We start from the raw sequence: 26,353 nt of genomic DNA, 5'->3' as shown, positions 1-26,353 counted from the left end.
CCAGCCGGCGGCCCGCCTGCGGGCCGCCCCGGGAGATACCCATGACAAGCTCCAACGTGACGCCGCTCAAGGCCACACCGGTCGATGACAGCGCCGCCGAGCTGGCGCACACCGACAGCAACGGCAACCCGCGGCCAGTGCTGCAGGTTGAAGGCGTAAACAAGATATACGCCAACGGTACCGTCGCGCTGAAAGGCGCCGACCTGACCATACGCCAGGGCGAATTCGTCAGTCTGCTGGGCCCCTCCGGCTGCGGCAAGAGTACCCTGCTGCGGATCATGGCAGGCCTTGGTGAGGTGACCACCGGCACCGTCAAGTTCTGGGAGCAGGGCTATGACGTGGTTGGCGACAAGGGCCGCAAGCTGGCCTTCGTATTTCAGAACGCCACCCTGATGCCCTGGGCACGGGTGCGCAAGAATGTACGCCTGCCGCTGGATCTGGAACACCAGCGCGGGCCGGAGGTCGAGGCCAAGATCGATGATGCACTCGAGATGGTCGGCCTCAAGGGCTTTGACAACGCATTCCCGCGCGAGCTGTCAGGTGGCATGCAGATGCGCGCCTCGATTGCCCGCGCCATGGTCACCGAGCCCAACCTGCTGCTGATGGACGAACCCTTCGGCGCGCTCGATGAGATGACCCGCAACAAGCTCAACGACGATGTGCTCAAGCTGTGGCAGAAGAACGGCTGGACCATCGTGTTCGTTACCCACAGCGTCTACGAGGCGGTTTACCTGTCCAGCCGCGTGGTGGTGATGGCTGCCCGCCCGGGCCGCATCGTCGACGACATCCGTATCGATCAACCCTTCCCGCGCAACGCCGACTTCCGCGTCTCGACCGAGTTTGCCGGCTACTGCCGCCAGGTCTCGCAGGCGCTTGAGCGTGCCAGCGCCATGGGCCAGCCACAGGAGATCAAGGCATGAGCACGCCGCTGATCCAGAACGAAAACTTCGTCAAAGTCGCCGCGCCCCTGGGCGTCGGTATCCTGTTTCTGCTGTTCTGGGAAATTGCCGTCCAGGCGCTGGAGATGCCCAAATACATCCTGCCGGGGCCGATCGAGATTTTCAAAGCGCTGATCGACGGCTGGCAGCCGCTGCTGGGGGCGCTGTACATCACGTTGAAAGTGACCTTCCTGGCCTTTGTCATCGCGGTGGTGCTGGGCGTGGCCGCCTCCTTGCTGTTTGTACAGAGCAAGTGGATCGAGATGAGCCTGTTTCCCTACGCGGTGCTGATGCAGGTGACGCCGGTGGTAGCGATTGCCCCGCTGATCATCATCTGGGTGGATGACACCACCTGGGCGCTGACCGTCTGCGCGGTGATCATCGCCATCTTCCCGATCATCTCCAACACCACACTGGGGCTGCGCAGCGTCGACCCGAACCTGCTGAGCATGTTCCGCATGTACCGCACCAGCCGCTGGCAGGAGCTGGTCCGCCTGCGTATCCCGGGCGCGCTGCCGTACTTCTTCGGCGGCCTGCGCATCAGCTCGGGTCTGGCGCTGATCGGCGCGGTTGTCGCCGAGTTCGTCGCCGGTACCGGCGGTGCCAAGGCCGGGCTGGCCTACATGATCCTGCAGTCGGGCTACAACCTGCAGATTCCGCGGATGTTCGCCGCCCTGCTGCTGATCACCCTGACCGGTATCGCGCTGTTCGCCCTGATGGTCTGGCTGTCCAACCGCGCCCTGCAGAACTGGCACGAAAGCGCCCTCGAAGTGGAGCACTGAGGTGGCCCGGAACGCGACCGCCGGCAGCACCGGCGGTCACAGCTACGCCTTCCGGCTGGGCTATCTGCTGCTGTGCTTCAACGCCATCGGCTGGGGGCTTAATTTCCCGGTTCTCAAACTCGGGCTGGCCTACAGCCCGCCGATGCTGTTCACCTGCCTGCGCATGGCGCTGGGCACGCTGGCGATGTTTGCCATCGCCGCCGCGCTCGGCGTGCTGCGCTTGCCTCGGCGCGCGGATGTGCCGGTGCTGCTGTCAGTCGGGATTATGCAAAACATGGCCTTCATTACCCTGGTCACCCTCGGCGTGCAGTATTTGCCGGCGGGACGGGCGGCGATTCTGGCCTATACCACGCCGATCTGGGTGGTGCCGGCGGCAGCGCTGTTTCTGGGCGAGCGCTTTACCCTGCCGCGCGCCATCGGCGTCGGCCTGGGGCTGGCCGGCCTGCTGACCGTGTTCAATCCGTTGAGTATCGACTGGTCCGATCATGAGGTGTTCATCGGCGGCGGCTTGATCATGCTCGGCACCATACTCTGGACCGCCGGGCTGATTCATGTGCGCAGGCATCACTGGCAGGGCGACGTGCTGTCGCTGATCCCCTGGCAATTGCTGACCTCGGTGTTGGCGCTATTGCCGCTGGCGTTACTGGTAGAAGACCCGGGGCAGATCGACTGGCAGCCGGACTTCATCTGGATGCTGATTTTCAGCGGGGCGATTGCCTCCGGCATCTGCGTTGCGGCGCAGGTGGCAGCGATTCGCTCCCTGCCCGCGGTCAGCCTGTCACTCAGCTCGGCCTCGGTACCGGCAGTCGGCATGCTCTCGGCTGCCTGGTTCCTGCATGAGGTACCCACACCAAGCGACCTGACCGGCTTTGCGCTGATCGCACTGGGCATTCTGATCGTGGGCCTGGCAGATCGCCGCCTTGCCCTGCGCAGCCGCAAGGTCGCCCCGGACCCGTCCGGCTGAGAACGCACGAGACTGGTTCACGCCGCACCAAAAACGCGCGGCGCCCTGGTCAGGAATTCAGGTGCACCGCCGGCCAAGCCCGTGACAGAGCAATAAGACCCTGAAAATACGGGGTTTTCAGCCAATTTCCGACATTTCCGAAAGCTGGCCCGCAACTTGCTGAATAGAAATAAAACCTGCCCAACTGGTCAGGATAAAAAGCCAAGCACATCACTCTGGAGAATGACTCATGTTGAAAAAAGCGTCCGGCGTTCTGGCGATGGTCATCGCCATGTCTGCCAGCGGGTTCGCCGCTGCAGCCGACAAGGTTACCTACCAACTGGACTGGCTGCCGGGGGGCGACAAGGCTCCGGTCTACGCCGGTATCCAGCAAGGCTTCTTCGCCGACGAAGGGCTGGAAGTCACCGTTGCCAGTGGTCGCGGCTCCACTGATGCCATCACCAAGATCGCCACCGGCCAGGCTGACATCGGCAGCGCCGATATCGGCGCCCTGATGGCCGCCCGCGCGCAGGACACCGTGCCGGTCAGCGCCGTCTACATGATCTTCAACCAGGGCCCGCACGCCTTCTTCGCGCTGTCCGACAGCGGCATCAACAGCTTCACCGACATCGCTGGCAAGAAGGTAGCGACCTCGCCGTTCACCTCCTCCAACGCATTTCTGCCGCTGGTGCTGGAAGCCAACAGCATGCCCGCCGATTCGGTCAGCCTGACCAAGTCCGACCCGGGTGCCCTGGGTCCGATGCTGGTCACCGGCAACACCGACGCGATCATCGCCTGGGTCACCAACATCGCGCTGTTCAAGCAGCAGGCCGCTGCCGCCGGCAAGGACATCAACGTGATCCGCTGGTCGGATGCCGGCCTGTCGCTGTACAGCTCCGCCGTTGTTGCTGCAGACAAGTTCCTGACCGAGCGCCCGGACGTTGCCAAGCGCTTCATGCGCGCCTATGACAAGTCCCTGCGCTTCACCCACGAGCACCCGGAACTGGCTGCCGCCGATCTGCACACCATGGTGCCGGAAGTCGACGCCGCGGTTGCCACCGCGCAGATCGCCGACTCCATGCCGCTGACCTTCAACGAGATCAGCGAAGCCGACGGTCTGGGCACCATGACCCCCGAGCGCATCGCTTCCACCTGGGAGTGGGTCGCCAAGGCCAACGAGCTGAGTGTTGACTCGCTGGATCCGGAAACCATCGTCAACCGCGACTTCATGCCTGTAGCGGAGTAACCATGGAGCACACTAGCGAACGCGCTTTCGTGCGGATGTCCGGGGTCGGTCATCGCTATGACCCGACCCCCGGCAGTCCGATGGCGGTGCAAAACATCGACCTCGACATCAACCGCCACGAGTTTGTGGCGGTCGTAGGCCCCTCCGGCTGCGGCAAGTCCACCTTGCTGCGCATGGTCTCGGGCCTGCTGGTTCCAAGCGAAGGCACAGTCAGCGTCTTCGGCAAGCAGGTAGACGGCCCCCGTGACGACGTTGGCATCGTGTTTCAGAAGCCGACCCTGCTGCCGTGGCTGACTGTTCGCAAGAATGTGCTGTTCCCGCTCAAGCACAAGTTTGGTCGCTACTCGTCCCAGGACGAAAAGCGCGCCAACGAACTGCTGGCGATGGCCGGTCTGGAGGCCTTTGCCGACAAGATGCCGGACGAGCTGTCCGGCGGCATGCAGCAGCGGGTCGGCATTGTCCGCGCCCTGCTGCTCAACCCCGATATTCTGCTGATGGACGAACCGTTCTCGGCACTGGATGCCATGACCCGTGAGCAGATCGGCTTCGATCTGCTGAAAATCTGGGACGAAAACCCGAAAACCGTGCTGTTTATCACCCACTCGATCTCCGAGGCGGTGCTGCTCGCCGACCGCGTGCTGGTGATGAGCAAGCGCCCGGGCAGCGTGCTGGATCTGATCGAAGTGGATCTGCCCCGCCCGCGCAGCGCGGACACCATCAAGCAACCCCGTTTCAGTGAGCTGACTGACCGCATAAGGAAACACATCTATGAGCCAGACGCCCACTGACGCCGCCGCGCGTCGCGCGCTGCTGCTGAACCTGTCGCCGTGGCTGTTCTTTGTCGGCCTGATCCTGCTCTGGGAGCTGGTCTGCCGCATCTTCGAGCTGCCGACCTACGTCCTGCCGGCACCGAGCGAAATCGCCAAGGCGTTCTTCGACGTCGAGTTCAGCCGCTGGATGATGCACTTGTGGGCGACCCTGCGGGTGGCGCTGATGGGCTTTGCCCTGTCCATTGTGATCAGCATTCCGCTGGCCATTGCGATGATGCGCTCGGAGTTTCTCTCACGCACCCTGTACCCGATGCTGGTGGTGGTGCAATCCACCCCGGTGGTTGCGGTAGCACCGCTGATCATAGTGATGATGGGCTCGGATGATCCGTCACGGGTGCTGATCACCTGCCTGCTGACCTTCTTCCCGCTGGTGGTCTCGACCGCCACCGGGATCAACGAGACGCCGGCCGAACTGATCGAACTGAGCCGCTCGCTGGATGCACCGACCCGCCGCGAAACCTGGCAGATCCGCATCCCCTACGCGATTCCGCACATCTTCAGCGGCCTGAAGGTGGCGATCACCCTGGCGATCATCGGCGCGGTGGTGGCGGAGTTCGTCGCCGCCGAAGAGGGGCTGGGCTACTTCATCCAGTTCTCGACCTCGTTCTTCAAGATTCCGCAGGCCTTTGCCGGTCTGTTCTTCCTCGCCATTGTCAGCCTGCTGCTGTTCAAGTCGGTGCAGTGGACGCAACAGATCTTCTTCGCCTGGAGCCTGCCGAAGAAGAAGTGATAACAGCCGGCGGTGCCTGCGCCGCCGGCCTTCAAGCTACAAGCAAGGACACCCCCCCGTGAGTCATACCGAACGCGATATTTATTTTCTGCGTGAAAGCTTCCGGCTGGCTGAAGAAGCCGGCAAACAAGGCATCCACCCGTTCGCGGCCATCCTGGTCGACGCCGACGGTAACGTCCTGATGGAGCAGTTGAACGCCTTTCTGCCCGATCACGACATGACCGGCCACGCCGAGCGGGTGCTGATGACCCGCGCCAATACCACCTACAGCCCCGAGGTGCTGGCCGGCTGCACGATGTACACCAGCGCCGAACCCTGCGCCATGTGCTCCGGCGCGGTGTACTGGGCCGGCGTTGGCCGGGTGGTTTACGGCGCCAGCGAAAAGCGCCTGAAGGACATGACCGGCAACCACCCGGAAAACCCGACGCTGGATCTGCCCTGCCGCACGGTATTCGAGTCCGGCCAGCGCAGCGTCGAGGTGATCGGCCCGCTGCTGGAAGAGGAATCCATCCGCGTCCACGAAGACTTCTGGAAAGACTGATTATCGGGGCTACAGGCGACTCGCCCGGCTCATCTGTCACCGCAGCCCCTCTACCTCCCCCTGACCGTTGCCCCTCCGCAGGCCCTGCACCTGTGGCGACGGTCAGGCTTTGTCGAGAGCACGTCCATGACCCTTTGGAAACGCAGTATTCAATGGCAGCTGATCATCAGTATGGGCGCCGCGCTGGGCGTCACCACCCTGATTGTGGTGCTGATCTACTCCTCGGTGCTGCACCAGATGACCGAGCGCTATCTGATCAAGCAAGCATTACCCGCGCAGGTGAGCGCCATTCGCAACGACCTGGAACGCACCCTGGCCGGACCGATTTCGGCGACCGAGGCCATCGCCGGCAACAGCCTGGTGCAGGACTGGCTAGCCTGAGGGGCGTGCTACCTGATTCCGCATGCCCTCTGGCGATCAGGCCAGGCCGCAATCAAGGCGTGGTTTCGAAGGCATGTCGGGACCTGTCGAGAAATCACAACACAGAGTGCGGCCTGGCCTGATCGCCCCGCAGGGCGGGCGCTCAAGCATGCATCTGCTGCGTTGCACTGCTTGCCAATAGAACCACTATTGGCTGCGCACCGCGCCTTGCAACTACACGCTTGAGCACTCGCAGAGGGCTTGTGGAATCAGATAGCACGCCCCTGAACCCGATCCGGATGAGTGCCTTCGCCCGCTATCTGGATGGCGTCAAGCAGCAGCAGAACGCACTCACCACCAGCATCGCCGTGCTGGAAAGCGGCAATTTCTACTCCGAGCAGGGCCAGATTCGGGTGATGAGTCGCGACAACCCGGCAGACAGCTGGTTTTATACATTGGTCGACGGCGACCAGGATCAGGTCGCCTCAATTGACACCGACAAGACCTCTGGCCTGCCGACACTGTTCATCAATCAACGCATCGCCCTCAAGGACAAGACCCTTGGCGTCGCCGGTCTGGGCTACAGCCTGCAGAGCCTGTCGGAGCTGATTGGCGGCTTTCAGTTTGGCGAGCGCGGTGTGGTCTTTCTGATCGGCGCAGATCAACAGGTCAAGGTTCACCCCAACGCCAGCTTCAACGACAGCCGCAGCCTGAGTGACCTGACCAGCGTCGAGGCGGCCAACACACTGACCGCAGGCAGCGAGCCGGTGCGTTTTCAGCGTGACAACGAAGCCTGGCTGGCCAGTGCCCAACCGCTGCAACGCCTCGGCCTGACCCTGGTCAGTCTGGTGCCGGAAGACGAAATCTACGCCGACGCCCGCGCCGCGCTGCTGCGCACCAGCCTTATCGCGGGTGCCGTCGGCCTGCTGGCACTGGCGCTGATGGCCCTGCTGGTGCGCGGCCTGGTGCAACCGCTGCGCCGCGTGTCGCAAGCCCTAGGCGCCATCTCGGCCGGCGGCGGCGACCTGAACGCACGGCTGGACGACAAGCGCGACGACGAACTGGGCGAACTGGCCCGCGGCTTTAACGCCTTCGTCGCCAGTCAACGTCAGTTGATCAGCGATGTACTTATCACCAGTCGTCAGCTGAGCAGCGCCGTCACACAGGTAGCGCAAGTGATCGATAACACCGCCGAGCGCGCCGTGCGCCAGCATGAGATGACCGATCTGGTCGCCACCGCTGCCCACGAAATGGGTCTGACCGTGCAGGAAATCGCGCGCAACGCCAACAGCGCTGCCAACAGCTCAAGCGCCGCGCAGGCCGAAGCGGTCGAGGGCAGAGCCGTGGTTGGCCGCTCAGTCGAGGCGATTGAACGTATGTCCGCCGACATTGGCCGCGCCGCTGACTCAGTGACCGAACTGGCCGACCAGATCACCTCCATCGACCGGGTGCTGACGGTGATTCGCAGCGTCTCCGAGCAGACCAACCTGCTGGCGCTGAACGCCGCCATTGAGGCGGCGCGGGCAGGGGAGTCGGGCCGTGGCTTTGCCGTGGTCGCCGACGAGGTGCGCACCCTGGCCAGCCGCACCCAGGCATCGACCGACGAAATCCAGCAAATGATCGAATCGCTCAAGAGTCGTGCCGAGCAGGCGGTTGGCGCCATGCGCGCCGGCATGAACGCCGCCGCCAGCGGGGTTGAAGCCAGCCGAGAGGCGGGTGAGTCGCTGCAGACCATTGCCGGCCAGGTCGAGCAGATCAGCGACATCAACCACCAGGTCGCCACCGCCACCGAGGAACAGTCCAGCGTCACCGAGGACGTTACCCGCAATGCCCAGGGTATCGCTGACCTGGCGCACGCCACGGCGGATGAAGTACGTGCCTGCCAGGCTGACTGTCAGACGCTGTCCCGGCTGGCGGCCAGTCTGCGTCAGCAGATGGAGCGCTTCCAGTTATAGCAGCATGCGTATCCAGCGCCCTTGCGGGTTATGGTTAAAGGACTGCAACCCGCGTTTTAGAGCGGCGCGCGGCGGCAAATTGCCAGCAGCGAGCGGCGCGGCAGAACCTGCTACACTCCGCGCCCCGCGTCACGTTGCTGCACCGCAAGGATCACCATGAAAGCCCCTGATATTGTCATGCAGAGCTACGGCCGTTGCTGCGCGTCTGCTAGCTTTTTCGACGACTTCTACCAGCAATTCCTGCAAAGCTCGCCGGAAGTCCGCGCCAAGTTCACCAACACCGATATGCCCGCGCAGAAACTGCTGCTGCGCCAGGGCATCCTCAATCTGGTGCTGTTCTCCCGTGGCCTGCCGCCCACCAAACTGCAGGCGCTGGCCAAATCGCACTCACGCGAGAACCTCAATATCCAGCCACATCTCTACACCTATTGGGTCGACGCCCTGGTGCGCACCGTAGAGTTGCACGACCGGCAGGCGACACCCGAGGTCAGTTACGCCTGGCGCGATGTGCTGGCCAAGGGCATTGAAGTGATTCAGGCCGGCTATTGAACCGGCGCCGGCCTGCGGGCGAAGGCTCAGCCCGGTCTTACCTGCACCAGCAGCAGGCGCCAGCCGGAACCAAACCCCTCCAGCGTCACCACATCGCCGGCCCGCGCGGCCAGCAAGCGGGCACCCAGCGGTGAGAAGATCGAGATCTCCTGTGTTCCGCGACTGCGCTCGCACAGGCGCAAATTGAACAGGGTCTGGCTGGTCAGGTCGAGCAGCAAAAGATAGCTGCCGGGTCGAGCCAGGTCAGGGCTGGCATCACGCTCCAGCCGTTCCAGCCGACCAATCACACTGGCCAGCTCCTGCGGCCCGGTCAGATACCAGGCCCCACGATCGCGCAGCAGCGCGCGCAGGCGCGGATGTGCGCCAACAGCAACAGACGTCATGTCTGCAGTCTCCAGCAAGGGAAAAAGGGAAAAGGGAAAACCGATAACGGCAGCCGGGCGCGGACGAACCGCCCCGGCTCAGATCAGGAAGACGACAGCTGCGGCGCTGACAGCGAGGGACACGCGCATGACTCCACTCAGAAAGCGATTGAAGGCCCTACCATAGCCCCACAGCAATTTAATGCAAGCCGTGGTGCCGGCTCAGCGGCCAAACCCGGTCTTGTAGCGCGCCGGCGTCTCGCCCTGCCAGCGGCGGAACGCGCGGACAAAGGCGTTCTCGTCGGAGAAGCCCAGCTGCTCGGCAATCTGCGCCACGCTCAGGCGGCCCTGCTGCAAGGCCTGACAGGCCATCTCCTGCAACACCGATTCGCGCAGGGTCTTGAACGACAGCCCTTTCTCAGCCAGCTTGCGGTTGAGGTGGCGGCCGCTCAGACCCAACTGCTCGGCAATCCGCTCCTTGCCCCAGCGCGGCTGACTGCGCACCTGCGCCTGCACCTCGGCGGCCAGACTGTGCTGGCCGAGGCTGGCGAGGGTCTGGTCGGCGAGCTGGCGCAGGTGATCGCGCAGGGCACTGTTGGCCTGAATCTGCGGCAGCTCAAGCTGATCGGCAGAGAAAGTGATGCGATTGAAGCCGGCCTCGAAGTGCAGCGGGCAATCGATCAACGCGCGGTAGTCTTCCAGCGGCGCCAGCGGGGCATGGGCCAGCCAGATACCGCTCGGGGTGAATCGGCCGCCGGTCGCCCAGCGAGTAAGATTCAGCTGGCCAGCCAGCACCGCCTCAACCCGTTCGGCCTGCCTCACAGCCAGGTGCGGCTGGTAATCGATGGCGGCCTGATCACCGTCCTGCAGCAGCTGGAAGTCACCGCCGGCGCCGATCAGGGGCGCATACTCGACCTGCTCGGCGAGCGCTTCACCGAGGGTCTCGCAGGTCACCAGCAGCATGCCGGCGCTGTCGAGATGGCCGACCTGAATGTCCAGCCCCAGCCGCAGACCGGCCAGCGGATCGGCAGCCAGCTCGCAGTAGCACTCCCACAGCTCGTCCTGCACCGCCAGCGGGATACGCTCGTTACCCTGCAACCGCGCTACCAGCGCGGCGGGCAGGGTAATACCCTGGCGCTGGGCGGACTGCAGCAGGGCCTGGGCGTAGAGGGGCGTAACGCTGTGATCGACACTCGACATGGCTTGAATTGCCGGATTCCTGTCCCGTTTTGTCCGATACCGCCGCAGGGCGTTTGGCTAGACTCGTGATCATAACCCTGCCGCCGTCCGGATGTAACACGCGCAAAGCAGGGCCCATAACAACGACAAGAACAAATGAGGTATCCCCATGTACGCTGTCATCGGCGCCGGCCCCATGGGTCTGGCCACTGCCCGCAACCTGCAGAAGCTGGACATTCCCTTCATCGGCCTTGAGCTGCACAGCGACGTTGGCGGGCTGTGGGACATCGACAACCCGCACAGCACCATGTACGACAGCGCCCACCTGATCTCCTCCAAGCGGATGACCGAGTTCGCCGAATTCCCGATGGAAGACAGCGTCGCGCTGTACCCGCACCACAGCGAGATGAAGCGCTACTTCCAGGCCTATGCAAGGCACTTTGATCTGTACCGCCACTACGAATTCAACACCCGGGTGCTGAGCGTCGAGCGCGATGGCAGCCACTGGAACATCATCACCGAGCGCGACGGCCAGCAGCAAAGCCGCCGCTTCGAGGGCCTGCTGATCGCCAACGGCACCCTGCACACGCCGAACCGGCCAACGCTGCCGGGCCGCTTCGACGGCCAGATCATGCACTCGGCCGAGTACCGCAGCGCCGAAGTGTTCAAGGGCAAGCGGGTGCTGATCGTCGGCTGCGGCAACTCCGGCGCCGACATCGCCGTCGATGCGGTGCACCACGCCAAATCAGTCGATATGAGCCTGCGCCGTGGCTATTACTTCCTGCCCAAATTCATCAAGGGCAAGCCGACCGATACCCTCAGCGCCGGCCGCAAGTTCAAGCTGCCCCGCCCCCTGAAGCAGAAAATCGACGCCGCCCTGATCCGCTTCATCATGGGCAAGCCCTCGGACTACGGGCTGCCGGACCCGGACTACCGCATGTACGAGTCGCACCCGGTGGTCAACTCGCTGATCCTGCATCACCTGGGTCATGGCGATATCCACGCCCGCCGCGACATTCAGGGCATGGACGGCAACCGGGTTGATTTTGTCGACGGCGAAAGCGCCGAATACGACCTGATCCTGCTGGCTACCGGGTATCAGCTGGATTACCCGTTCATTGAGCGCGAACACCTGAACTGGCCGGCGGCGCTGGATGCACCGCAGCTGTACCTGAACGTATTCCACCCCGAGTACGACAACCTGTTCATGATGGGCATGATCGAGGCTGCCGGTCTCGGCTGGGAAGGCCGCAACCTGCAGGCCAGGCTGACCGCGCTGTATATTCACCAGCACCGTCAGGGCAGCGCCCAGGCGGCCAGCTTTGCCGCCACCAAACGGCAGAAGGCGACCACCAATCTGGACGGTGGCTACGACTACATCAAGCTCGCGCGCATGGCCTACTACGTCAACAAGGATGCCTATCTGGACGCCCTGCACCAGCACATCACCGAGCTGGAGGCCGGTCTTGAGCAGGCCGCACCGCAGCCGGTGCCGGCGACATGAGCGGCGCGCTGCCAATCCAGTTCGACCCGGCCAGCCTGATCACCCTCAACCTGATCATGGCGGCGATGATGTTCGGCGTGTCGCTGAGCCTGACGCTGGATGACTTCAAGCGCATCCTCAAGGCGCCGGTGGCGCCGGTAGCCGGGCTGATTGCGCAGTTTCTGCTGCTGCCGGCCGCTACCTGCCTGTTCACCTGGCTGCTGAACATCGATCCGGAACTGGCGCTGGGCATGATCCTGGTCGCCTCCTGCCCGGGTGGCAGTTTCTCCAACGTCATGACCTGGCTGGGCCGCGGCAATGTCGCCGTGTCGGTCAGCATGACGGCGGTTTCGAGTCTGGCCGCGACGGTGCTGACGCCGCTCAACTTTGCCTTCTATGGCTGGCTCAACCCGCACACCCGCGAGTACCTGACCCAGATCAGCCTCGACCCGACCGGCATTCTGGTCATCGTGCTGCTGGTGCTGGCCCTGCCATTGCTGCTTGGCATGGTCAGCGGCAAACGCTGGCCGACGCTGGTGACGCGCAGCGAAAAGCCCCTGCGGGTGATCTCGCTACTGGTGTTCCTCGGCTTTGTCGCCATCGCCTTTACCAACAACTTCGACCTGTTTATCGAACGCTTCCACAGCTTCTTCTGGCTGGTGGTCGCCCACAACCTGCTGGCGCTGAGCCTGGGCTACGGCATGGCCAGGCTGCTGCGCCTGCCGCTGGCCGACCGCCGCGCCGTGACCATGGAAGTGGGTATTCAGAACTCCGGCCTGGGGCTGGTGATCCTCTTCACCTTCTTCCCCGACGCCGGCGGCATGATGCTGATCACCGCCTTCTGGGGCGTCTGGCATCTGGTCTCCGGGCTGACCCTGTCGCAGCTGTGGGCGCGCCACAGCCGCCGCGCCGAACGCCACGAAAAACAACAAGAAGCCGCGCGCCGCGGCGTATCGCAGAGCCTGTAACCATGAGCAAACGCATTCTGATCACCGGCGCCGCCGGCTATATCGGTCACCAGCTGGGCAACCGCCTGGCCAGGGACTTTTACGTCATCGGCACCGACATCCGCGGCCGTGACGATGTCGACTTTCCGCTGCAGGTCATGGACATCCGTGACGCTGGGCTGACCGAGCTGCTCAAGCGCGAGCAAATCACCCACGTGGTGCATCTGGCGTCCATCCTGCAGGCCTCGAAGGACCGCGAACGCGACTTCGACATCGACGTCAACGGCACCCGCAACGTACTCAAGGCCTGTGTGGAGGCTGGTGTGCAGCACCTGACCGTGACCAGTTCCGGCGCCGCCTACGGCTACTACCCTGACAACCCGGCCTGGATTGACGAACAGGATGCCATCCGCGGCAACCGCGAGTTTGCCTACTCCGACCACAAGCGCCAGATCGAGGAGCTGCTGGCGCGTTACCGCCGCGAGCATCCGTCGCTGGCCCAGCTGATCTTCCGTCCGGGCACGGTACTTGGCACCGAGACCCGCAACCAGATCACCAACCTGTTCGAGTCCAAGCGGGTACTGGCGATCAAGGGCAGCGACTCGCCCTTCGTCTTCATCTGGGATCAGGACGTGCTGGCCGCAGTGGAAATGGGCATCCGCGAAGACAAACAGGGCATCTTCAACATGGCCGGCGACGGTGCCCTGAGCATTCAGGAAATCGCCCGCCGACTGAACAAGCCGCTGCTGACCGTCTCGCCCTGGATACTGAAAAGTGCACTGCAAGTAGCCAAATGGCTCGGCAAACCCACCGGCCCGGAGCAGATCAACTTCCTGCGCTATCGCCCGGTACTGAGCAACCGGCGGCTGAAAGAGGAGTTCGGCTACCAGTTGAACAAGACCTCCGCCGAGACCTTCGAGTACTTCATCGAACAGCGCGGCCTGCGCCGCTGACAACTACAAGCTGCAGGCCACAAGCTTCAAGCGAAAACCACTAAGCGCGCCCGGCAGTGGAGCGCCAACACCAAAATGCAAAGGATGCAGCGGCCAGCTTGGGGCTTACAGCTTGAAGCTTGCCGCTGCGACCAAAGGGAGCCCCCATGAAAGTCATTCTGATCACCGGCGCTGCTTCCGGCCTCGGCTGGGCGATGGCCAAGCGCTGGTTCGACGCCGGCCACAGCCTGGTCATGGCCGACGTCAACGAGGCGCTGCTCAAGCAGCGTGAAGAGGAACTGAACACCCCCACGCGGGTACTCACCGTCACCGCCGACATCACCAGCGCCGACGATATCCAGCGGCTGATCAAGGCCACCAGCGACCACTTCGGTCGCCTTGATCGACTGGTGAACAACGCCGGCATCACCCACCGCTCACCAGCGCATCAGACCGATCCGGCGGTGTTCCGCAAGGTCATGGCGGTGGATTGGCAGGGCCCGGTCGAGCTGACCATGGCCGCGCTGCCACTGCTGCGCGCCAGTGCCGGCGAGATTCTCTGCATCGGTTCAATGGCCGGCTGGATGCCGGTACCGGGCCGCGCCGCCTACTGCGCGGCCAAGGGTGCACTGACCCAGTTCTTCGAGGTGCTGCGGCTGGAACTGGAGCGCGACAACATCCACGTGCTGATGGTCTATCCGAGCTTTCTCGACACCCCGATCGAGCACAACGCCCTGGGCAAGGACGGCAAGCCCGCCAGCCACGCGCGCTCCATGGTCGGCGGCATGCGCACCCCGGAATGGATGGTCGGTCTGATTGACGAAGCACTGGTAAAACGGCACCGTTGGCTGCTGCCCGAGCCGGTTTCCCGCTTCGGCAGCCTGCTCTGGCGTTTTGCCCCGGCGCTGTATCTGCGCCAGGTACGCAAGCGTTTTGCCGGCGAGCTGGGCTGATCACCAACCGGCGGGACGCAGAATCCGGCTCAGCGCCAACGCGTGATGGCGCGGACGTTCTCCGGATTCCTTAAACACCCGCGACAACAAGAAGACACCATGTCCCTCGACACCCTGCTGCTCAATCCCTGGCTCTGGCTCGGGCTGTTTATTCTGCTGGCCTACACCATCGAAGCCATCACCGGCTTCGGCAGTATCGTCATTGCCCTGTCGCTCGGCGCATTGCTGTTGCCGATTCCGGCCATGCTGCCGGTACTGGTGCCGCTCAATATCTGCATGAGCGGCTATCTGGCCTGGCGCAATCGCCAGCACATCCACTGGCCAACACTACTCAAGCTGATCTTGCCGCTGATGCTGATCGGCATGCTGCTGGGCTACGGCCTGCGACCGTGGCTCAGCGGCGAGCTGCTCAAGGCGCTGTTCGGTGTGCTGGTGCTGTGGTTTGCCGGTCGTGAGCTGCTACGCATGTTCCGTGGTCATATCAGCCCGCCGCACCCGAGCTGGCTGAGCCGCAGCCTGACCCTCGGCGCCGGCCTGACCCACGGCCTGTTCGCCTCCGGCGGCCCGCTGCTGGTCTACGCCCTGGCCGGCACCCGACTGGACAAAAGCCAGCTGCGCGCCACCCTGATCAGCGTCTGGTTCACCCTCAACAGCAGCATGACCGTGCTGTTCCTGCTCGACGGCAGCCTGCTGCCCAACCTGCCACGCATCGCCAGCTACCTGCCGCTGCTAGTAATCGGCGTGGTACTCGGCGAGATCCTCCACCACCGCCTGAACGAACAGCGCTTTCGGCAGGTGGTGTACAGCCTGCTGGTGGTGACCGGCGTGTTGTTGCTGGGCAAGGCGCTGCTCTGACGGGCCAACGCGGCACGGCAGGGTGGAGTAAGCCAGCGGCGTCTCCACCATTCATGCACAGAGTCCACGGCCATAGATCAGCAACGCCCGTGCGCACAAAGGCCGCGGAGACGCTGCGCTTACTCCGCCCTACGGGCCGGTGCTCACCCTGCGCCAACCTTAACGACAACGCTGGGCACAACGTAAGATCACCGTCTGCGCGGGAAAGACGCGGAGCCTTGTTTACAGCTCAGCCTCACATACCGCCAGTCACGGCAATATCGGTTACGCCATCCGGCAGCCCGGCGACCTCGCCCAGCGTGGTGGGTGTGCCCGTGGCCAGATCGACCGTGTGCAAGGTCTTGCCGGTCAGCACGTAGGCGGTGTTGCCGCCCTTGCCGTCACTGACAATATCCATGGCCGCGCCGTCGAGGCCCTTGGCGAGTTCGCCTACCGCCTGCTGGACGCCGTCGTTCGGCGGGTTCTGCAGCATCAGCATGCCGGTGGCCAGATCGACGGTGAACAGCTCGGTGGTTTCGGATCCGGGGTAGGAGTTGGTGTAGGCGCCGGCGACCACCTGCGCGGTCTGCCCGGCGTAGGCGCCGTCGGCGGCGTAGGCAACGCTGCCGTCGACCGCGACGTCGCCGTTATCGACATTGACGCGGAAGTTGGTGCCATCGGCGGCGAGCAGGCGCAGGCGGTCAGCCTTGGGGTTGAAGTCGACGACCGCGGCTGCGTCACCGGGCAACGCGGACTTGAGTGTGGTGGCCGCGGTTGCCGCCCCGTTGGCGGTGTTGATGGTGTAGATGCCGTCGCCGCCGCTGAGGGCGTAAAGCATGCCGTTGGCCGGGCGCACGTCGATACCGCGCAGGTCGCTGGCACCGGTCACTGCCATGCTGCCGGTCACGCTCAGGCTGTCGATGTCGACCTTGTGCAGCATGCCATCCTGGCCCAGGGCAATCAGTTGCGCCGCGCTGGCGCCGCTGGCGGCCAGCACAAGGGAGCTGCTCAGAATCAGGGTATTGATTGTTTTCATCGGTGAATCCTCGCTTGCAGGTGATGACGGAAAGCCCGTCTGACGTGGTGCTTTTGCAAGACACCTGCAAGCTATACCCGCCATCACACACGCTGGATGTCGCCGCGCAAAACTTTTTTAACTGCCGGCGATCAGCACCGCGCGACCGATATACAGCACCGGACCGGTCGGCCGGTTGAGCGGCGAGCCGCCCTCCGGCTCCAGCGTCAGCTCAAACAGCTGACCGGCCTGCACCGCCCCAATCTGCTCGGCGCTGAGCGTTACGGCCTTGCCCGGCTCGATCAGGCCCAGTGAGCGCGGCCCATCCTTGGGATCGACCAGCGTCCAGAACTGTACGCTACGATCGGCCGGAATCGAGTCCGCGACGAGCGAGTCGAGAGTCAGGGTGCCGTCGCCATCTACCGTGATCACCCAGCCCGGTCTGGCGCTCTCACCCGGTACCTGCAGCACGGCGGTATAACTGGCGCCGGTCGGGGCGTCGCGCAGCACGCCCGGCAACCAGCTGAGCAGCACCAGCAGAGCCAACCCGGCACTGGTCAGGCGCCAAAGGCCGAGGCTGTTCCACCAGCGCCTCAGGCCGCCCTCGGTCGCGCCGCTGGCGGGCAACCAGCCAAGGCTCTGCTGCAGGCGCTGCCAGAGCGCCGGGGAGGGCTGCTGGGCGGGCAGGGCGTCGGCCAGATCGAGCAGGTGATGCTCCCACTCCAGCGCCATGCGGGCTGCGGCGCGGTCGTGCTCGATCAGCTCACGCACTTCGCTGGCCTCTGGCTCATCGAGCAGACCCAGCACGTATTCGCCGATCAGAGCCCGGCGTTGCTCGGGTGCTTGCGGAATCATGGCTGCGGACACTCCTGTAGTGCGCGCAATCCGGCGCGGATTCGGCCCTTGATGGTGCCCAGCGGCGCGCTCAGTCGCGCGGCAATCTGGTCATGGGTCAGGCCACGGTAAAACGCCAGCAGTATCGGGTGGCGACGCGGGCGTTCCAGCAGTCGGAGGCAGTCCCGCAGCTGGCGCGCAGTAGAGCGCGCCTCGGCCAGCTCCTCGGCCTGGGCTGCCTCATCCGCCATGGCGTTGATAAAACCGTCATCGGTCGCAACCAGCTGCTTGCGGCCGCGCAGCTGGTTGAGCGCGCGGTAGCGCAAGATGCTGTAGATCCAGGCGCGGCCGGAGCCGAGGCTGCGATCAAAGCGGTCAGCGTTGACCCAGACCTTTAGCAAGGCATCGTGCAGGCAATCTTCCGCCTGATCGCGCCGCCCCAGCAGGGTGATCGCCAACCCCAGCAATTGTCCGGCTTCCTGCTGATACAGGCGCCTGAACGCCGCGCAGTCGCCGCCGGCGCATGCTTCAAGAGTACCTTCATAATCGAATTCGCTGCCCGACATGCGCTGTTCCTGTATGCGATCACCCGTTGCCTTGCTGAAGGCTATACCCCCGAGCACAACCTGCAGATGTCCAGGCCGAGAAAAACCAGCTTTTTAATGAGCAATTGTTTCGGCGCCAAGCGACCCACGGCACCATCACGCCACTGATTGCCCATCAATCAGCCCCACTGGCGGTTGGCTCCCAAGGCCGCCTCGCGGTGCTAACGTCGAACCATCCACAACACCAACAAGAGGATAGGCGCATGACACTGGCAGCAGGGCGGCAGTCGATTTTTATAACCGGGGCAGCGTCGGGCATGGGCCGCGAAACCGCGCGGCTGTTCCGTGAAAAGGGCTGGTTTATCGGTGCCTTTGACCTCAATCTGGACGGTCTGCAGGCGCTGCAGGCAGAACTCGGCGCCGACAACTGCGTGATCCAGACGCTGGATGTCAGCGACAAGGGCCAGTTTGACGCCGCGGTCGCCACCTTTGCCGAGGCCACCGACGGGCGCATGGACATTCTGTTCAACAACGCCGGCATCGTCATGCGCGGTTTCTTCGATGAACTGCCCTTTGAGGACCAGCTGAAGATCATCAACGTCAATGTGATCGGCGTACTGAACGGCACCCACAGCGCGCTGCCGCTGCTCAAGGCGACGCCCAACGCGCTGTGCTTCAATACCTCGTCGTCCTCGGCCACCATGGGCATGCCGCTGATCGCCGTGTACTCGGCCAGCAAGCACGCGGTAAAGGGCCTGACCGAGGCGCTGTCGAACGAGTTTCGCCGTTACGACATTCGCTGTGCCGACGCGCTGCCGGGGCTGATCCGGACCGGGATGCCCAGCGAGGAGATGATGGCGGCGGCGCCAGACAAGGGGCCATTCCGGCTGATCGAAGCCATTGAAGTCGCCAAGGCGGTGTGGAACAGCTACCACTCGGACCAGCTGCACTGGTACATCCCCGAGGAGCTGGCCGAGCTGGACAAAGCCGCCGGCAACAACCCGGAGCTGCTGCGCGACAAACTCGGTCGCCACATGCAGCCCTGAGTCGTTATTCGCGTGTCCGTTACTCGCTAACGGGCGCGCTGTCTGCTGCGGCAGGTTCTGCCATTGCCATCGGAACGGTAACCGGCGGTTCGGCTACAGCTACCTGAACCAGGTTGGCGTTGGTCGTTTCCGGCAGCTTGTACATGGCACCGGTTGCAGGATCGACGAACAGCAAGCCGATCAAACCACCGAACAGGATATTGCCCCAGTACCAACCATCCAGTTCGCCTTGCATGTGCATGCGCTGATTCTGATATCCCTCTTTCGAAAACTCGACGTTGTACTCAGCCGAGCTGAAATAGCCGTCGCCGGAGGGCAGGGTAACAGTTGCCGGTGTAGTGCCTTGATGAATCACCGAGCCATTCTGCCGAGAGACCTTGAAGTCAGCACCGGACGGAGTGGACTGGATTGAGACAGGGTACTGCGAGTCACTGAGGATACTCGCACAGCCGGTAAGCATCAGGCTGGCGGAAAGCGTCGCGAAACCAAAAACGCGGGTCATGCAATTCATCGAAGATTCCTTCTTCATTTACTTTTTTATCGTTTTTTGTAATACCGCGCAGCGATAATAATCACTTATGAAAATAATGTCATTTTGATTTCATTCATTGCCTGTCGTTATCCAGCGGCTCTATGCCGCGGCCCCACAAGCTTGCGGGCCACGGGAGTGAGGGGTAGCCTTGCAGCCTTTGTTGACCAACCACGAGTCTGCCCTGATGAAAACCCTGGTCTGGGATCTTCCCCTGCGTCTGTTTCACTGGCTGCTGGCACTGACCGTCACCGGCGCGCTGGTGACCATCAGCCTCGGCGGCAACTGGATCGAATGGCACGAGCGCTTCGGCATCGCGGTCGTCGGCCTGCTGGCCTTCCGCCTGGTCTGGGGCGTCTGTGGCTCGACCCACTCACGCTTCGCCAGCTTCTTCCCCACACCCGGCCGCATCAAGGCCTATCTGGGCGGCCGCTGGCAGGCACTGGGGCATAATCCGGTCGGCGCACTGTCGGTATTCGCGTTGCTGGGGCTGATGGCGTTTCAGGCAGTGACCGGGCTGTTCAGTAACGACGACGTGGCCTTCTATGGTCCGCTCAGCCGGCTGGTGTCGAGCGACACCGGCAGCCTGCTCAGCGGCTGGCACCGTTCCACCGAAGAGCTGATCTACGCCCTGCTGACGCTGCATATCCTCGCCATCGTGCTGTACCGCCTGCGCGGCAAGAACCTGGTTGGCCCGATGATTCACGGCAAGGCAGAGGTCCCGGCCAATCAGGTTGAACAGGTCAACGGCGGCAGCTGGGTTGCGCTGATCATCGCACTGGTCATTGCCGGAGCGGCCATCTGGTTTGCCACCGGCGCCTGGATTCCTGCACCGCCGCCGGCGCCCGCCGTGCCGGCCTGGTAAGCCCGGGAAGGTCGATTACCGCCCCATCAAACAAAAACCCGCCAGTTGGCGGGTTTTGTCAGCAAACCTGACGACTCAGTCCATCTTGTACTTGTCGTGGCAGGCCTTGCAGGTCTTGCCCACCTCGGCAAATGCCATGCGGATTTCCGACTGGTCGCCGGTTGCCGCTTTCTCGGCCAGGGTATTGGCTGCGGTGCCCATGTTGCCGGCCAGTTGAGCCACATCCTGCATGTTTTCGAACAGCGACGGATCTGCACTGGTACGCACATCACCGATGTCCTTCTCGGTACCCGGACCAAACAGCGCGCCGATGCCCGAGTTGGCAATCGCAGCAATGGTATTGGCAGCGGCTTCTACCTGCTGCTGGTTGTACTCGACGCTGCCATCAATGACCTGCGCCTTGATCTTGCCCATGTTCCAGGCCATGTAGCTGAAGCCGGCCTGGCGGGTTTCAATCTGCTTCTCGGGGTCCATCGCAGCGGCGGACAGGCTGGCAGCGAGCAGGGCAGAGCCCAGCAGGGTAGTCATCACGGTTTTCATACAAACTCCTTTTTTGCTGTTATGACGCTTCACTTTCCGCAGGTGTTGATCCCGAGCAGCGGATACAGCGGGCAGAAACGAAAGACGCCGGTTGCCAGCGGCACCAACCCGACCCAGCCCCACAGACCGATGGTGCCGGTCAGGGTCAGGGCAATCAGCACGACTCCTGCGAGGATGCGAAGAACACGGTCAATAGTACCTACATTGGCTTTCATGGCTACTCTCCTGAGTGCTCTGGGGCGCGGTCTCTGACCTTGCCCAGGGTGTTGAAGGCGATATCCGTGCTGGGGAAAACCCCGGCGATCTGCTGCCGTATCCAGTCGGTGTGCTGCAGCTGATCCATGACCGGGCCCTTGACCTCAGCGAGGTGCAGACGAATGTCCCGCTCGCGCAGCCCTTCGGTCAGCTCGCTGAGCATGTCCAGCCCAGTGCTGTCGATGTGGTTGACCGCTGACAGAATCAGTAACACTTCTCTGGTATCCGGATAGTCGGCAAGCGCCTGTGAGATGGCCTGCTCGACTGCCTTGGTGTTGGCAAAAAAGATGTTTTCGTCGATCCGCAGCGCCAGCAGGTGCGGTTCGATTTCAACCAGATGGCGTTTGGTATTGCGGAAGTAGTGGGTATCCGGCACCCGGCCGACCACCGCCACATGCGGGCGACTGCCGCGCCAGAGCTGGGCGACGATGGCAAAACACACGCCCAGCACGATGCCCGCCTCGATCCCCAGCACCAGCACGCCAACGGCGGTGCTGAGCAGGGTAAGTCCTTCGGCCCGGTCATAACGCCAGGCCCGGCGCAAGCTGGCCAGGTCGACCAGCGGCACCACTGCAACCAGAATCACCACCGCCAGTACAACCTGCGGCAACCAGGCAAACAGCGGCGCAATGCTGACCAGAATCAGGCCGACCAGCAGCGCCGAGAAGACGCCGGCAAGCGGTGTATTGGCACCGGCCTCGATGTTGACACTGGAGCGGGAGAAGCCACCGCAGACGGCAAAGCCGCCGCTCAGACCGGCACCAATGTTGGCGGCACCCAGCCCGAGCAGTTCGCGATCCGGGTCGATGCTCTGGCGCTTGCGCCGCGCCAGTGACTGGGCGATCGAGACACTTTCGACAAAGCTGACCAGACTGATCAACGCCGCCGGCAGCAGCAATGAGCGCAGCGCCGACAGATCCGGTGTATTCCACACCAGCGCCGGCAGTCCGGCGGGAATCTCCCCGACTACCGGGACGCCCTTGTTGGGCAAATCGGCCAGCAGGGTAATCAGCACACCCAGCACCACCACCAGAATCGGCGCCAGCTTGGCCAGCAGACTGGCGAGCGTCGCAGACAGGCCGAGCCCGCGCAGGTGACCAGCCAGCTTTCCGCGCGCATACAGCAACCAGCCGAGTGCGACCAACCCCATCGCCAGCACCAGTGAGTTGCCGGTATTCCAGCTGCCCAGCAGATCAAGTGGGGAATCCGGCCAGCCACGCAGGCCGAGCAGCTTCGGCAACTGACTGAGCACAATCAGAATCGCCGCACCGCTGATAAAGCCGCTGATCACCGGATGGCTGAGAAAATTCGCCAGAAAACCGAGGCGCAGCAGGCCGAACCCCAGCAGCATCAGCCCCGACAGCAGCGCCAGCCAGATCGCCAGCTGCAAGTAATCAGCGGAGCCAACCGTCGCAAGCGGCGCGAGCAGGGTGGCGGTCATCAAGCCGGTGACCGCCACCGGCCCGACCGACAGGGTCATACTGCTGCCCAGCAACGCATAACCGATCAGCGGCAAAATGCTGGCATACAGGCCGATCTGCACCGGCAACCCGGCGAGCATGGCGTAGGCCATGCTCTGCGGGATAATCATGATGCCGACCACCAGGCCGGCTGTCAGATCACCCGCCAGCCAGGCGCGCCGGTAGTGGCGCATCCAGCCGAACAGCGCATTGCTGCCCGGCGGTTGCAGGCGCAGATCCTGACTCACGCCTTCACCCGGCGGTCATACAGGGCAAACAGCCACATGCCGAGCAGCATAGCGGCCACCAGCAGCAATGCCTGCGGGATCAGGGCTGACGCTGCCACCAGAGCCGGGCCCGGGCAAAAACCTGCTACCCCCCAGCCGGCGCCGAACAGCAGGCTGCCGAGCACCAGCCGACGGTCGATGGTGCGGCTGGCCGGCAACTGCGCCTGCTCACCGCGCAGGGTAGTGCCCCGACGCTGAATCCACTGCATGGGCAGGAAGGCAACACCAATCGCCCCCGCCATAACCAGCGCCAGCGACGGGTCCCAGGCACCCGCCAGATCCAGAAACCCAAGTACCTTGGCCGGATTGGCCATACCCGAAATCAGCAGGCCGAAACCGAACAGCAGGCCGCTGGCCAATGCAATCAGTCCACGCATGATTCAGACTCCCAGCAGGTGACGCAGAACGAACACGGTGACAAAGCCTGCCCCCATAAAACTCAGGGTAGCGACCAGCGAGCGCGGCGACAGCCGCGACAGCCCGCAGACACCGTGACCGCTGGTGCAACCAGAGCCCAGCCGCGAACCAAAGCCCACCAGCAGGCCGCCGACGATCAGCGCGAGCGGGCCAGCCTCCACCTGCACACTGATCTCGCCTGCCACGGCCAGATAGATCCAGGGCGCCAGCAGTAACCCGAGCACAAACAGCAACGCCTCGCCGTTACCTGCCTGCGGCGTCAGCAGCCGGCCGACCAGCCCGCTGATGCCGGCGATGCGGCCATTGAACAGCATCAGCAATGCCGCAGCTGCGCCGATCAACGCACCACCCAGCAACGCCGACAACGGGGTAAACGCCGCCCAATCAATGTTCATCAGCTGTCTCCTCGGCGCAGTAAAGGCCGTACAGGGTATGCAGAATAGCCAGTGCCTCACGGCTGGCCACACGGTAGTAGACCAGCTTGCCCTCGCGGCGGGTATCCACCAGCCCCTCACGGCGCAGCACAGCCAGTTGCTGCGACAGGGTCGGCTGGACGATGCCCAGCAGCTCTTCAAGCTCACCAACATTACGCTCACCATCGACCAGCTGGCACAGCAGCAGCAAGCGGTCACGGTTGGCCAGCGCCTTGAGCAGTTGGTGGGCCTGATCAGCAGAGCTGCGCAGACGCTGGATATCGGATTGGTTGTTCATGACAGCAGTACGATCTCTCGGAACATTCTATTGACTAACAATATATAAAAAAATAGATTGTTTGCAAGCACGCCAATCGAAAGGGAGCACCCGATGAGTGAAAACCGCGTAGAAGTCACCCTTGAGCAGCAGCAGGGCTATCGTTTTGAAGCCCGCTTCAGCGGTGGCACGCCACCGCTGATCACCGACGAGCCGGCGCCGCTCGGCAACAATGAAGGTCCCAGCCCGGCCCAACTGCTGGTTACCGCCATCGCCAACTGCCTGAGCGACAGTCTGGTCTTCGCCCTGGCCAAATTCCGCCAGCCGAACGACGGTATCCGTACCGAAGCGGTTGGCCTGATCGGCCGAAACGAGGCGAACCGCATGCGCGTGGTCGGCGTAGAGGCAACCCTGCATCTCGGCCATCCGGCCAGCGCCTTCGAGCGGCTGGAGCGCATTCTCGATCAGTTCGAGCAGTTCTGTACCGTGTCGCAGAGCGTTGCGGCAGCCTTGCCGATTCAACTCACCGTACTCGACAGCGACGGCGTCAAACTCAAGGGCTGAACAGCTCGAAGCCGAGCAGCGTCTGCACCAGCGTGGCGTTGGCAATGTCGATAAAGAAGGCGCCGAGCAGCGGGATCACCAGATAGGCTTTGGGGCTGGGGCCGTAACGGCTGGTCAAGGCATCCATATTGGCGATGCCGACCGGCGTGGCGCCTAGGGTCTGCTGCCATTTCGTTCACCCACCTGTTGCAGCCTGTAAAGCCGCTAATCAAGGAGCGCGGAGCGTAATTTGGTCGTTCCAAATAAGCGACGAGCGACACCGAGTGGCGGTTTTACAGGCGCAACCTCGGCGGCCCCACCCGGAGGGCCGGTGCCATTTCTCGGCCATGCTGCGTTGTCGGTCGCTCATGTGGAATAACCACACTGCACTCCCTCCGCCTTGCTTGGCCGAGAAATGGCCTCCGGCAGGCGGGTGAACGAAACGGCAGCAGACCCTCGCCCCATGCCGATAAACCCCGCGCTGATACAGGCCGCGTCGTAGTTGCGGCCCAGCAGCGGGAAGACCAGAAACACGGTAAACAGGGTAATCACCACGGCCTGTATCAGCAGCATGATGCCGATCACTCCGAACGCGCCCTGCAATGACAGCAGCGGCAGGCTGATCAGGCTCATGCCGAGAAACAGCTGCAGGCTCAGATCGCCAACCAGTTGAATCGGCCTGGCATCCACCTCCACGCCCGCCATATCCAGCCCGTTGGCCAGCACGATACCGAGGAACATGGCGGTCAGAAACGCCGGCAACCGCAGGCCCAAGCCTGACAGCCAGTCGTAAACGCTGGCACCCAGCGCAAAACACAGCGCGACCAGCAGGACCGCAGTAAGCAGATGATTCAGGTCGATCAGGTACGTGGTCTTGCCGCGCCCTTCCAGATGCGGCAACTCGCTCTCCACCTCGGTGCTCACCAGCCCGTGACGGCGAATCAGCCAAGCCGACACGGGCCCGCCCAGCAGACCACCGCTGATCAGGCCGGCGGTCGCCATTGCCAGCCCCAGGGTACTGGCGTTGACCAGTTGGAAATGGTCCTCGAACAACTGCCCCCAGGTGAGCGCGGTGCCATGGCCGCCGGCCAGCGAAATACTGCCGCCAATCAACCCGTACAAGGAATTTTCCCCCAAGCCCAGCGCCAGCAGCGTACCCACCAGGTTCTGACACAGCAGCAACACCACCGCCAGCCCCAGCATGATCGCCAGCGCCCGCCCGCCGGCCAGCAACTGACGCAACCGTGACGACAGCCCGATGGTGCTGAAGAAAGCGATCAGCAGCAGGTCTCGCAGCTGCAGATCAAATTGAATCTCACGATCAGACAGCAACTGCATCACCGCCACCAGCGCGCTGATCGGCAACCCGCCGCTGACCGCAGCCGGGATGTTGTAATGACTCAACACCGCCACCCGCTGATTGATCCAACACCCCAGCCACAGCGAAATCACCGTCAGCGCCAGCGTAGTGGGGGTATTGATCAGCAGGGCAGTCTGTTCCATGACAGGTCTCGGGTTGGTGGCGTGAGGCAGCAGGGGATAAGCATATACGCAGGGACAGGGAGGCGCTCAACCCTTGGGTTCCCAGACGCAGACGGGCACGGCATGCCGTGCCCCTTGTATGCGCGCTCTAGTTAGCCAGACGTGAAGCGCGCACGGACCAACTCCCGTTTACGCGGGCGAGTAGCGCAGGGCTGACGGGAAAACGATGGGCGAGGTGTCTGAGGAGCAAAGCGACGAGTTTTCGCCCATCCCCGTCAGAC

32 protein-coding genes are annotated in these 26,353 nt (G+C 63.4%); 18 read left to right on the top strand and 14 right to left on the bottom strand.

Translation table 11 applies throughout. From position 1 onward, the window contains the following. The first annotated feature begins 41 nt into the window (after positions 1–41). The 10 genes from B7O88_RS16710 to B7O88_RS16665 all read left to right on the top strand — a co-directional run bounded on the left by B7O88_RS16710 (position 42) and on the right by B7O88_RS16665 (position 8,874). Positions 42–920: an ABC transporter ATP-binding protein gene (locus B7O88_RS16710; RefSeq protein ID WP_088277759.1), complete on the top strand. Its 879-nt coding sequence runs from the start codon at positions 42–44 to the stop codon at positions 918–920. Continuing rightward, positions 917–1,720, top strand: a complete 804-nt coding sequence (locus tag B7O88_RS16705; RefSeq protein WP_088277757.1) for an ABC transporter permease — start codon at positions 917–919, stop codon at positions 1,718–1,720. Before B7O88_RS16710 ends, B7O88_RS16705 begins: the two co-directional genes overlap by 4 nt. A 1-nt stretch (position 1,721) precedes the next feature. Continuing rightward, entirely contained in the window at positions 1,722–2,684 is a 963-nt protein-coding gene (locus tag B7O88_RS16700; protein ID WP_088277755.1) for a DMT family transporter, read from the top strand. A 229-nt stretch (positions 2,685–2,913) separates the two neighbouring features. Beyond that, on the top strand, positions 2,914–3,909 hold the full coding sequence (locus tag B7O88_RS16695; RefSeq protein ID WP_088277753.1) for an ABC transporter substrate-binding protein: 996 nt from the start codon (positions 2,914–2,916) through the stop codon (positions 3,907–3,909). 2 nt (positions 3,910–3,911) lie between these two features. Then, positions 3,912–4,697 carry an ABC transporter ATP-binding protein gene (locus tag B7O88_RS16690; protein WP_088277751.1) on the top strand — a complete coding sequence of 262 codons (786 nt, stop codon included), beginning with the start codon at positions 3,912–3,914 and terminating at the stop codon, positions 4,695–4,697. Beyond that, positions 4,678–5,469, top strand: a complete 792-nt coding sequence (locus B7O88_RS16685) for an ABC transporter permease (protein WP_088277749.1) — start codon at positions 4,678–4,680, stop codon at positions 5,467–5,469. The genes B7O88_RS16690 and B7O88_RS16685 overlap by 20 nt, the downstream gene beginning before the upstream one ends. A gap of 58 nt (positions 5,470–5,527) precedes the next feature. Next, entirely contained in the window at positions 5,528–6,010 is a 483-nt protein-coding gene (locus B7O88_RS16680) for a nucleoside deaminase (protein WP_088277747.1), read from the top strand. A gap of 126 nt (positions 6,011–6,136) precedes the next feature. Beyond that, positions 6,137–6,391 (top strand): hypothetical protein, encoded by a 255-nt coding sequence (locus tag B7O88_RS16675; protein WP_088277745.1) that lies wholly within the window; start codon positions 6,137–6,139, stop codon positions 6,389–6,391. Positions 6,392–6,669: 278 nt separating this feature from the next. Next, the gene (locus tag B7O88_RS16670) at positions 6,670–8,325 is read left to right on the top strand and encodes a methyl-accepting chemotaxis protein (RefSeq protein WP_088277743.1); all 1,656 of its coding nucleotides are present in this window, start codon (positions 6,670–6,672) and stop codon (positions 8,323–8,325) included. Between the two features lie 156 nt (positions 8,326–8,481). Next, complete coding sequence (locus B7O88_RS16665; protein WP_088277741.1) at positions 8,482–8,874, top strand: globin; 393 nt, start codon at positions 8,482–8,484, stop codon at positions 8,872–8,874. A 26-nt stretch (positions 8,875–8,900) separates the two neighbouring features. On the opposite strand, the gene B7O88_RS16660 is transcribed toward B7O88_RS16665, so the two are convergent. Together B7O88_RS16660 and B7O88_RS16655 are read right to left on the bottom strand one after the other, a co-directional pair. Further along, a complete protein-coding gene (locus B7O88_RS16660) occupies positions 8,901–9,257 on the bottom strand; it encodes a hypothetical protein (protein ID WP_088277739.1) in 357 nt (118 codons plus the stop codon). 201 nt (positions 9,258–9,458) lie between these two features. Beyond that, complete coding sequence (locus tag B7O88_RS16655) at positions 9,459–10,436, bottom strand: AraC family transcriptional regulator (RefSeq protein WP_088277737.1); 978 nt, start codon at positions 10,434–10,436, stop codon at positions 9,459–9,461. 148 nt (positions 10,437–10,584) lie between these two features. On the opposite strand from B7O88_RS16655, the gene B7O88_RS16650 reads away from it, so the two are divergent. The 5 genes from B7O88_RS16650 to B7O88_RS16630 all read left to right on the top strand — a co-directional run bounded on the left by B7O88_RS16650 (position 10,585) and on the right by B7O88_RS16630 (position 15,585). Further along, the gene (locus tag B7O88_RS16650; protein WP_088277735.1) at positions 10,585–11,919 is read left to right on the top strand and encodes a flavin-containing monooxygenase; all 1,335 of its coding nucleotides are present in this window, start codon (positions 10,585–10,587) and stop codon (positions 11,917–11,919) included. Next, a complete protein-coding gene (locus tag B7O88_RS16645; RefSeq protein WP_088277733.1) occupies positions 11,916–12,866 on the top strand; it encodes a bile acid:sodium symporter family protein in 951 nt (316 codons plus the stop codon). Before B7O88_RS16650 ends, B7O88_RS16645 begins: the two co-directional genes overlap by 4 nt. 2 nt (positions 12,867–12,868) lie before the next feature. Then, positions 12,869–13,798, top strand: a complete 930-nt coding sequence (locus B7O88_RS16640) for an SDR family oxidoreductase (protein WP_088277731.1) — start codon at positions 12,869–12,871, stop codon at positions 13,796–13,798. 146 nt (positions 13,799–13,944) lie between these two features. Then, on the top strand, positions 13,945–14,730 hold the full coding sequence (locus B7O88_RS16635; RefSeq protein WP_088277729.1) for an SDR family oxidoreductase: 786 nt from the start codon (positions 13,945–13,947) through the stop codon (positions 14,728–14,730). A 99-nt stretch (positions 14,731–14,829) separates the two neighbouring features. Next, a complete protein-coding gene (locus tag B7O88_RS16630; RefSeq protein WP_088277727.1) occupies positions 14,830–15,585 on the top strand; it encodes a sulfite exporter TauE/SafE family protein in 756 nt (251 codons plus the stop codon). A 235-nt stretch (positions 15,586–15,820) separates the two neighbouring features. On the opposite strand, the gene B7O88_RS16625 is transcribed toward B7O88_RS16630, so the two are convergent. The 3 genes from B7O88_RS16625 to B7O88_RS16615 form a co-directional block, all read right to left on the bottom strand. Further along, positions 15,821–16,600 (bottom strand): DUF4394 domain-containing protein, encoded by a 780-nt coding sequence (locus B7O88_RS16625; RefSeq protein ID WP_088277725.1) that lies wholly within the window; start codon positions 16,598–16,600, stop codon positions 15,821–15,823. A gap of 117 nt (positions 16,601–16,717) precedes the next feature. Then, positions 16,718–17,434, bottom strand: coding sequence for an anti-sigma factor (locus B7O88_RS16620; RefSeq protein WP_088277723.1), 717 nt, complete (start codon positions 17,432–17,434; stop codon positions 16,718–16,720). Beyond that, the gene (locus B7O88_RS16615; protein WP_088277721.1) at positions 17,431–17,979 is read right to left on the bottom strand and encodes a sigma-70 family RNA polymerase sigma factor; all 549 of its coding nucleotides are present in this window, start codon (positions 17,977–17,979) and stop codon (positions 17,431–17,433) included. The genes B7O88_RS16620 and B7O88_RS16615 overlap by 4 nt, the downstream gene beginning before the upstream one ends. A 242-nt stretch (positions 17,980–18,221) precedes the next feature. Here B7O88_RS16615 and B7O88_RS16610 point away from each other — a divergent pair, with 242 nt between their 5' ends. After that, positions 18,222–19,004 carry an SDR family oxidoreductase gene (locus B7O88_RS16610; protein WP_088277719.1) on the top strand — a complete coding sequence of 261 codons (783 nt, stop codon included), beginning with the start codon at positions 18,222–18,224 and terminating at the stop codon, positions 19,002–19,004. A 19-nt stretch (positions 19,005–19,023) separates the two neighbouring features. Here B7O88_RS16610 and B7O88_RS16605 read toward each other — a convergent pair whose 3' ends face one another. Beyond that, entirely contained in the window at positions 19,024–19,515 is a 492-nt protein-coding gene (locus tag B7O88_RS16605) for a hypothetical protein (protein WP_200818481.1), read from the bottom strand. Positions 19,516–19,720: 205 nt separating this feature from the next. Between B7O88_RS16605 and B7O88_RS16600 the strand changes: the two genes are divergently transcribed. Then, positions 19,721–20,398, top strand: coding sequence for a cytochrome b/b6 domain-containing protein (locus B7O88_RS16600; protein ID WP_088277775.1), 678 nt, complete (start codon positions 19,721–19,723; stop codon positions 20,396–20,398). A 75-nt stretch (positions 20,399–20,473) separates the two neighbouring features. On the opposite strand, the gene B7O88_RS16595 is transcribed toward B7O88_RS16600, so the two are convergent. Genes B7O88_RS16595 through B7O88_RS16570 form a run of 6 tightly spaced genes read right to left on the bottom strand, consistent with a single transcriptional unit; the run spans position 20,474 to position 24,068 of the window. Next, positions 20,474–20,938 (bottom strand): c-type cytochrome, encoded by a 465-nt coding sequence (locus B7O88_RS16595; RefSeq protein WP_088277717.1) that lies wholly within the window; start codon positions 20,936–20,938, stop codon positions 20,474–20,476. 29 nt (positions 20,939–20,967) lie between these two features. Then, the gene (locus B7O88_RS16590) at positions 20,968–21,153 is read right to left on the bottom strand and encodes a YgaP family membrane protein (protein WP_088277715.1); all 186 of its coding nucleotides are present in this window, start codon (positions 21,151–21,153) and stop codon (positions 20,968–20,970) included. Positions 21,154–21,155: 2 nt separating this feature from the next. Continuing rightward, positions 21,156–22,901: a SulP family inorganic anion transporter gene (locus B7O88_RS16585; RefSeq protein ID WP_200818482.1), complete on the bottom strand. Its 1,746-nt coding sequence runs from the start codon at positions 22,899–22,901 to the stop codon at positions 21,156–21,158. Further along, positions 22,898–23,317, bottom strand: a complete 420-nt coding sequence (locus B7O88_RS16580; protein ID WP_088277713.1) for a DUF6691 family protein — start codon at positions 23,315–23,317, stop codon at positions 22,898–22,900. The genes B7O88_RS16585 and B7O88_RS16580 overlap by 4 nt, the downstream gene beginning before the upstream one ends. Positions 23,318–23,320: 3 nt before the next feature. Beyond that, positions 23,321–23,752, bottom strand: coding sequence for a YeeE/YedE family protein (locus B7O88_RS16575; protein ID WP_088277711.1), 432 nt, complete (start codon positions 23,750–23,752; stop codon positions 23,321–23,323). After that, complete coding sequence (locus tag B7O88_RS16570) at positions 23,742–24,068, bottom strand: ArsR/SmtB family transcription factor (protein ID WP_088277709.1); 327 nt, start codon at positions 24,066–24,068, stop codon at positions 23,742–23,744. Before B7O88_RS16570 ends, B7O88_RS16575 begins: the two co-directional genes overlap by 11 nt. Before the next feature lie 93 nt (positions 24,069–24,161). Here B7O88_RS16570 and B7O88_RS16565 point away from each other — a divergent pair, with 93 nt between their 5' ends. Further along, entirely contained in the window at positions 24,162–24,611 is a 450-nt protein-coding gene (locus B7O88_RS16565) for an OsmC family protein (protein WP_088277707.1), read from the top strand. Here B7O88_RS16565 and B7O88_RS17865 read toward each other — a convergent pair. Beyond that, positions 24,601–24,738: a hypothetical protein gene (locus B7O88_RS17865; RefSeq protein WP_200818483.1), complete on the bottom strand. Its 138-nt coding sequence runs from the start codon at positions 24,736–24,738 to the stop codon at positions 24,601–24,603. The two genes, B7O88_RS16565 and B7O88_RS17865, sit on opposite strands and share 11 nt — an antisense overlap. A 218-nt stretch (positions 24,739–24,956) precedes the next feature. Then, on the bottom strand, positions 24,957–26,093 hold the full coding sequence (locus B7O88_RS16560) for a sodium/glutamate symporter (RefSeq protein ID WP_088277705.1): 1,137 nt from the start codon (positions 26,091–26,093) through the stop codon (positions 24,957–24,959). Positions 26,094–26,353: the final 260 nt, after the last annotated feature.

The sequence above is a fragment of the Halopseudomonas aestusnigri genome (assembly GCF_002197985.1).
Taxonomy (GTDB): domain Bacteria; phylum Pseudomonadota; class Gammaproteobacteria; order Pseudomonadales; family Pseudomonadaceae; genus Halopseudomonas; species Halopseudomonas aestusnigri.
Note: the sequence above shows the minus strand (reverse complement) of the source record. Positions and strands in the feature narration are given on the sequence as shown.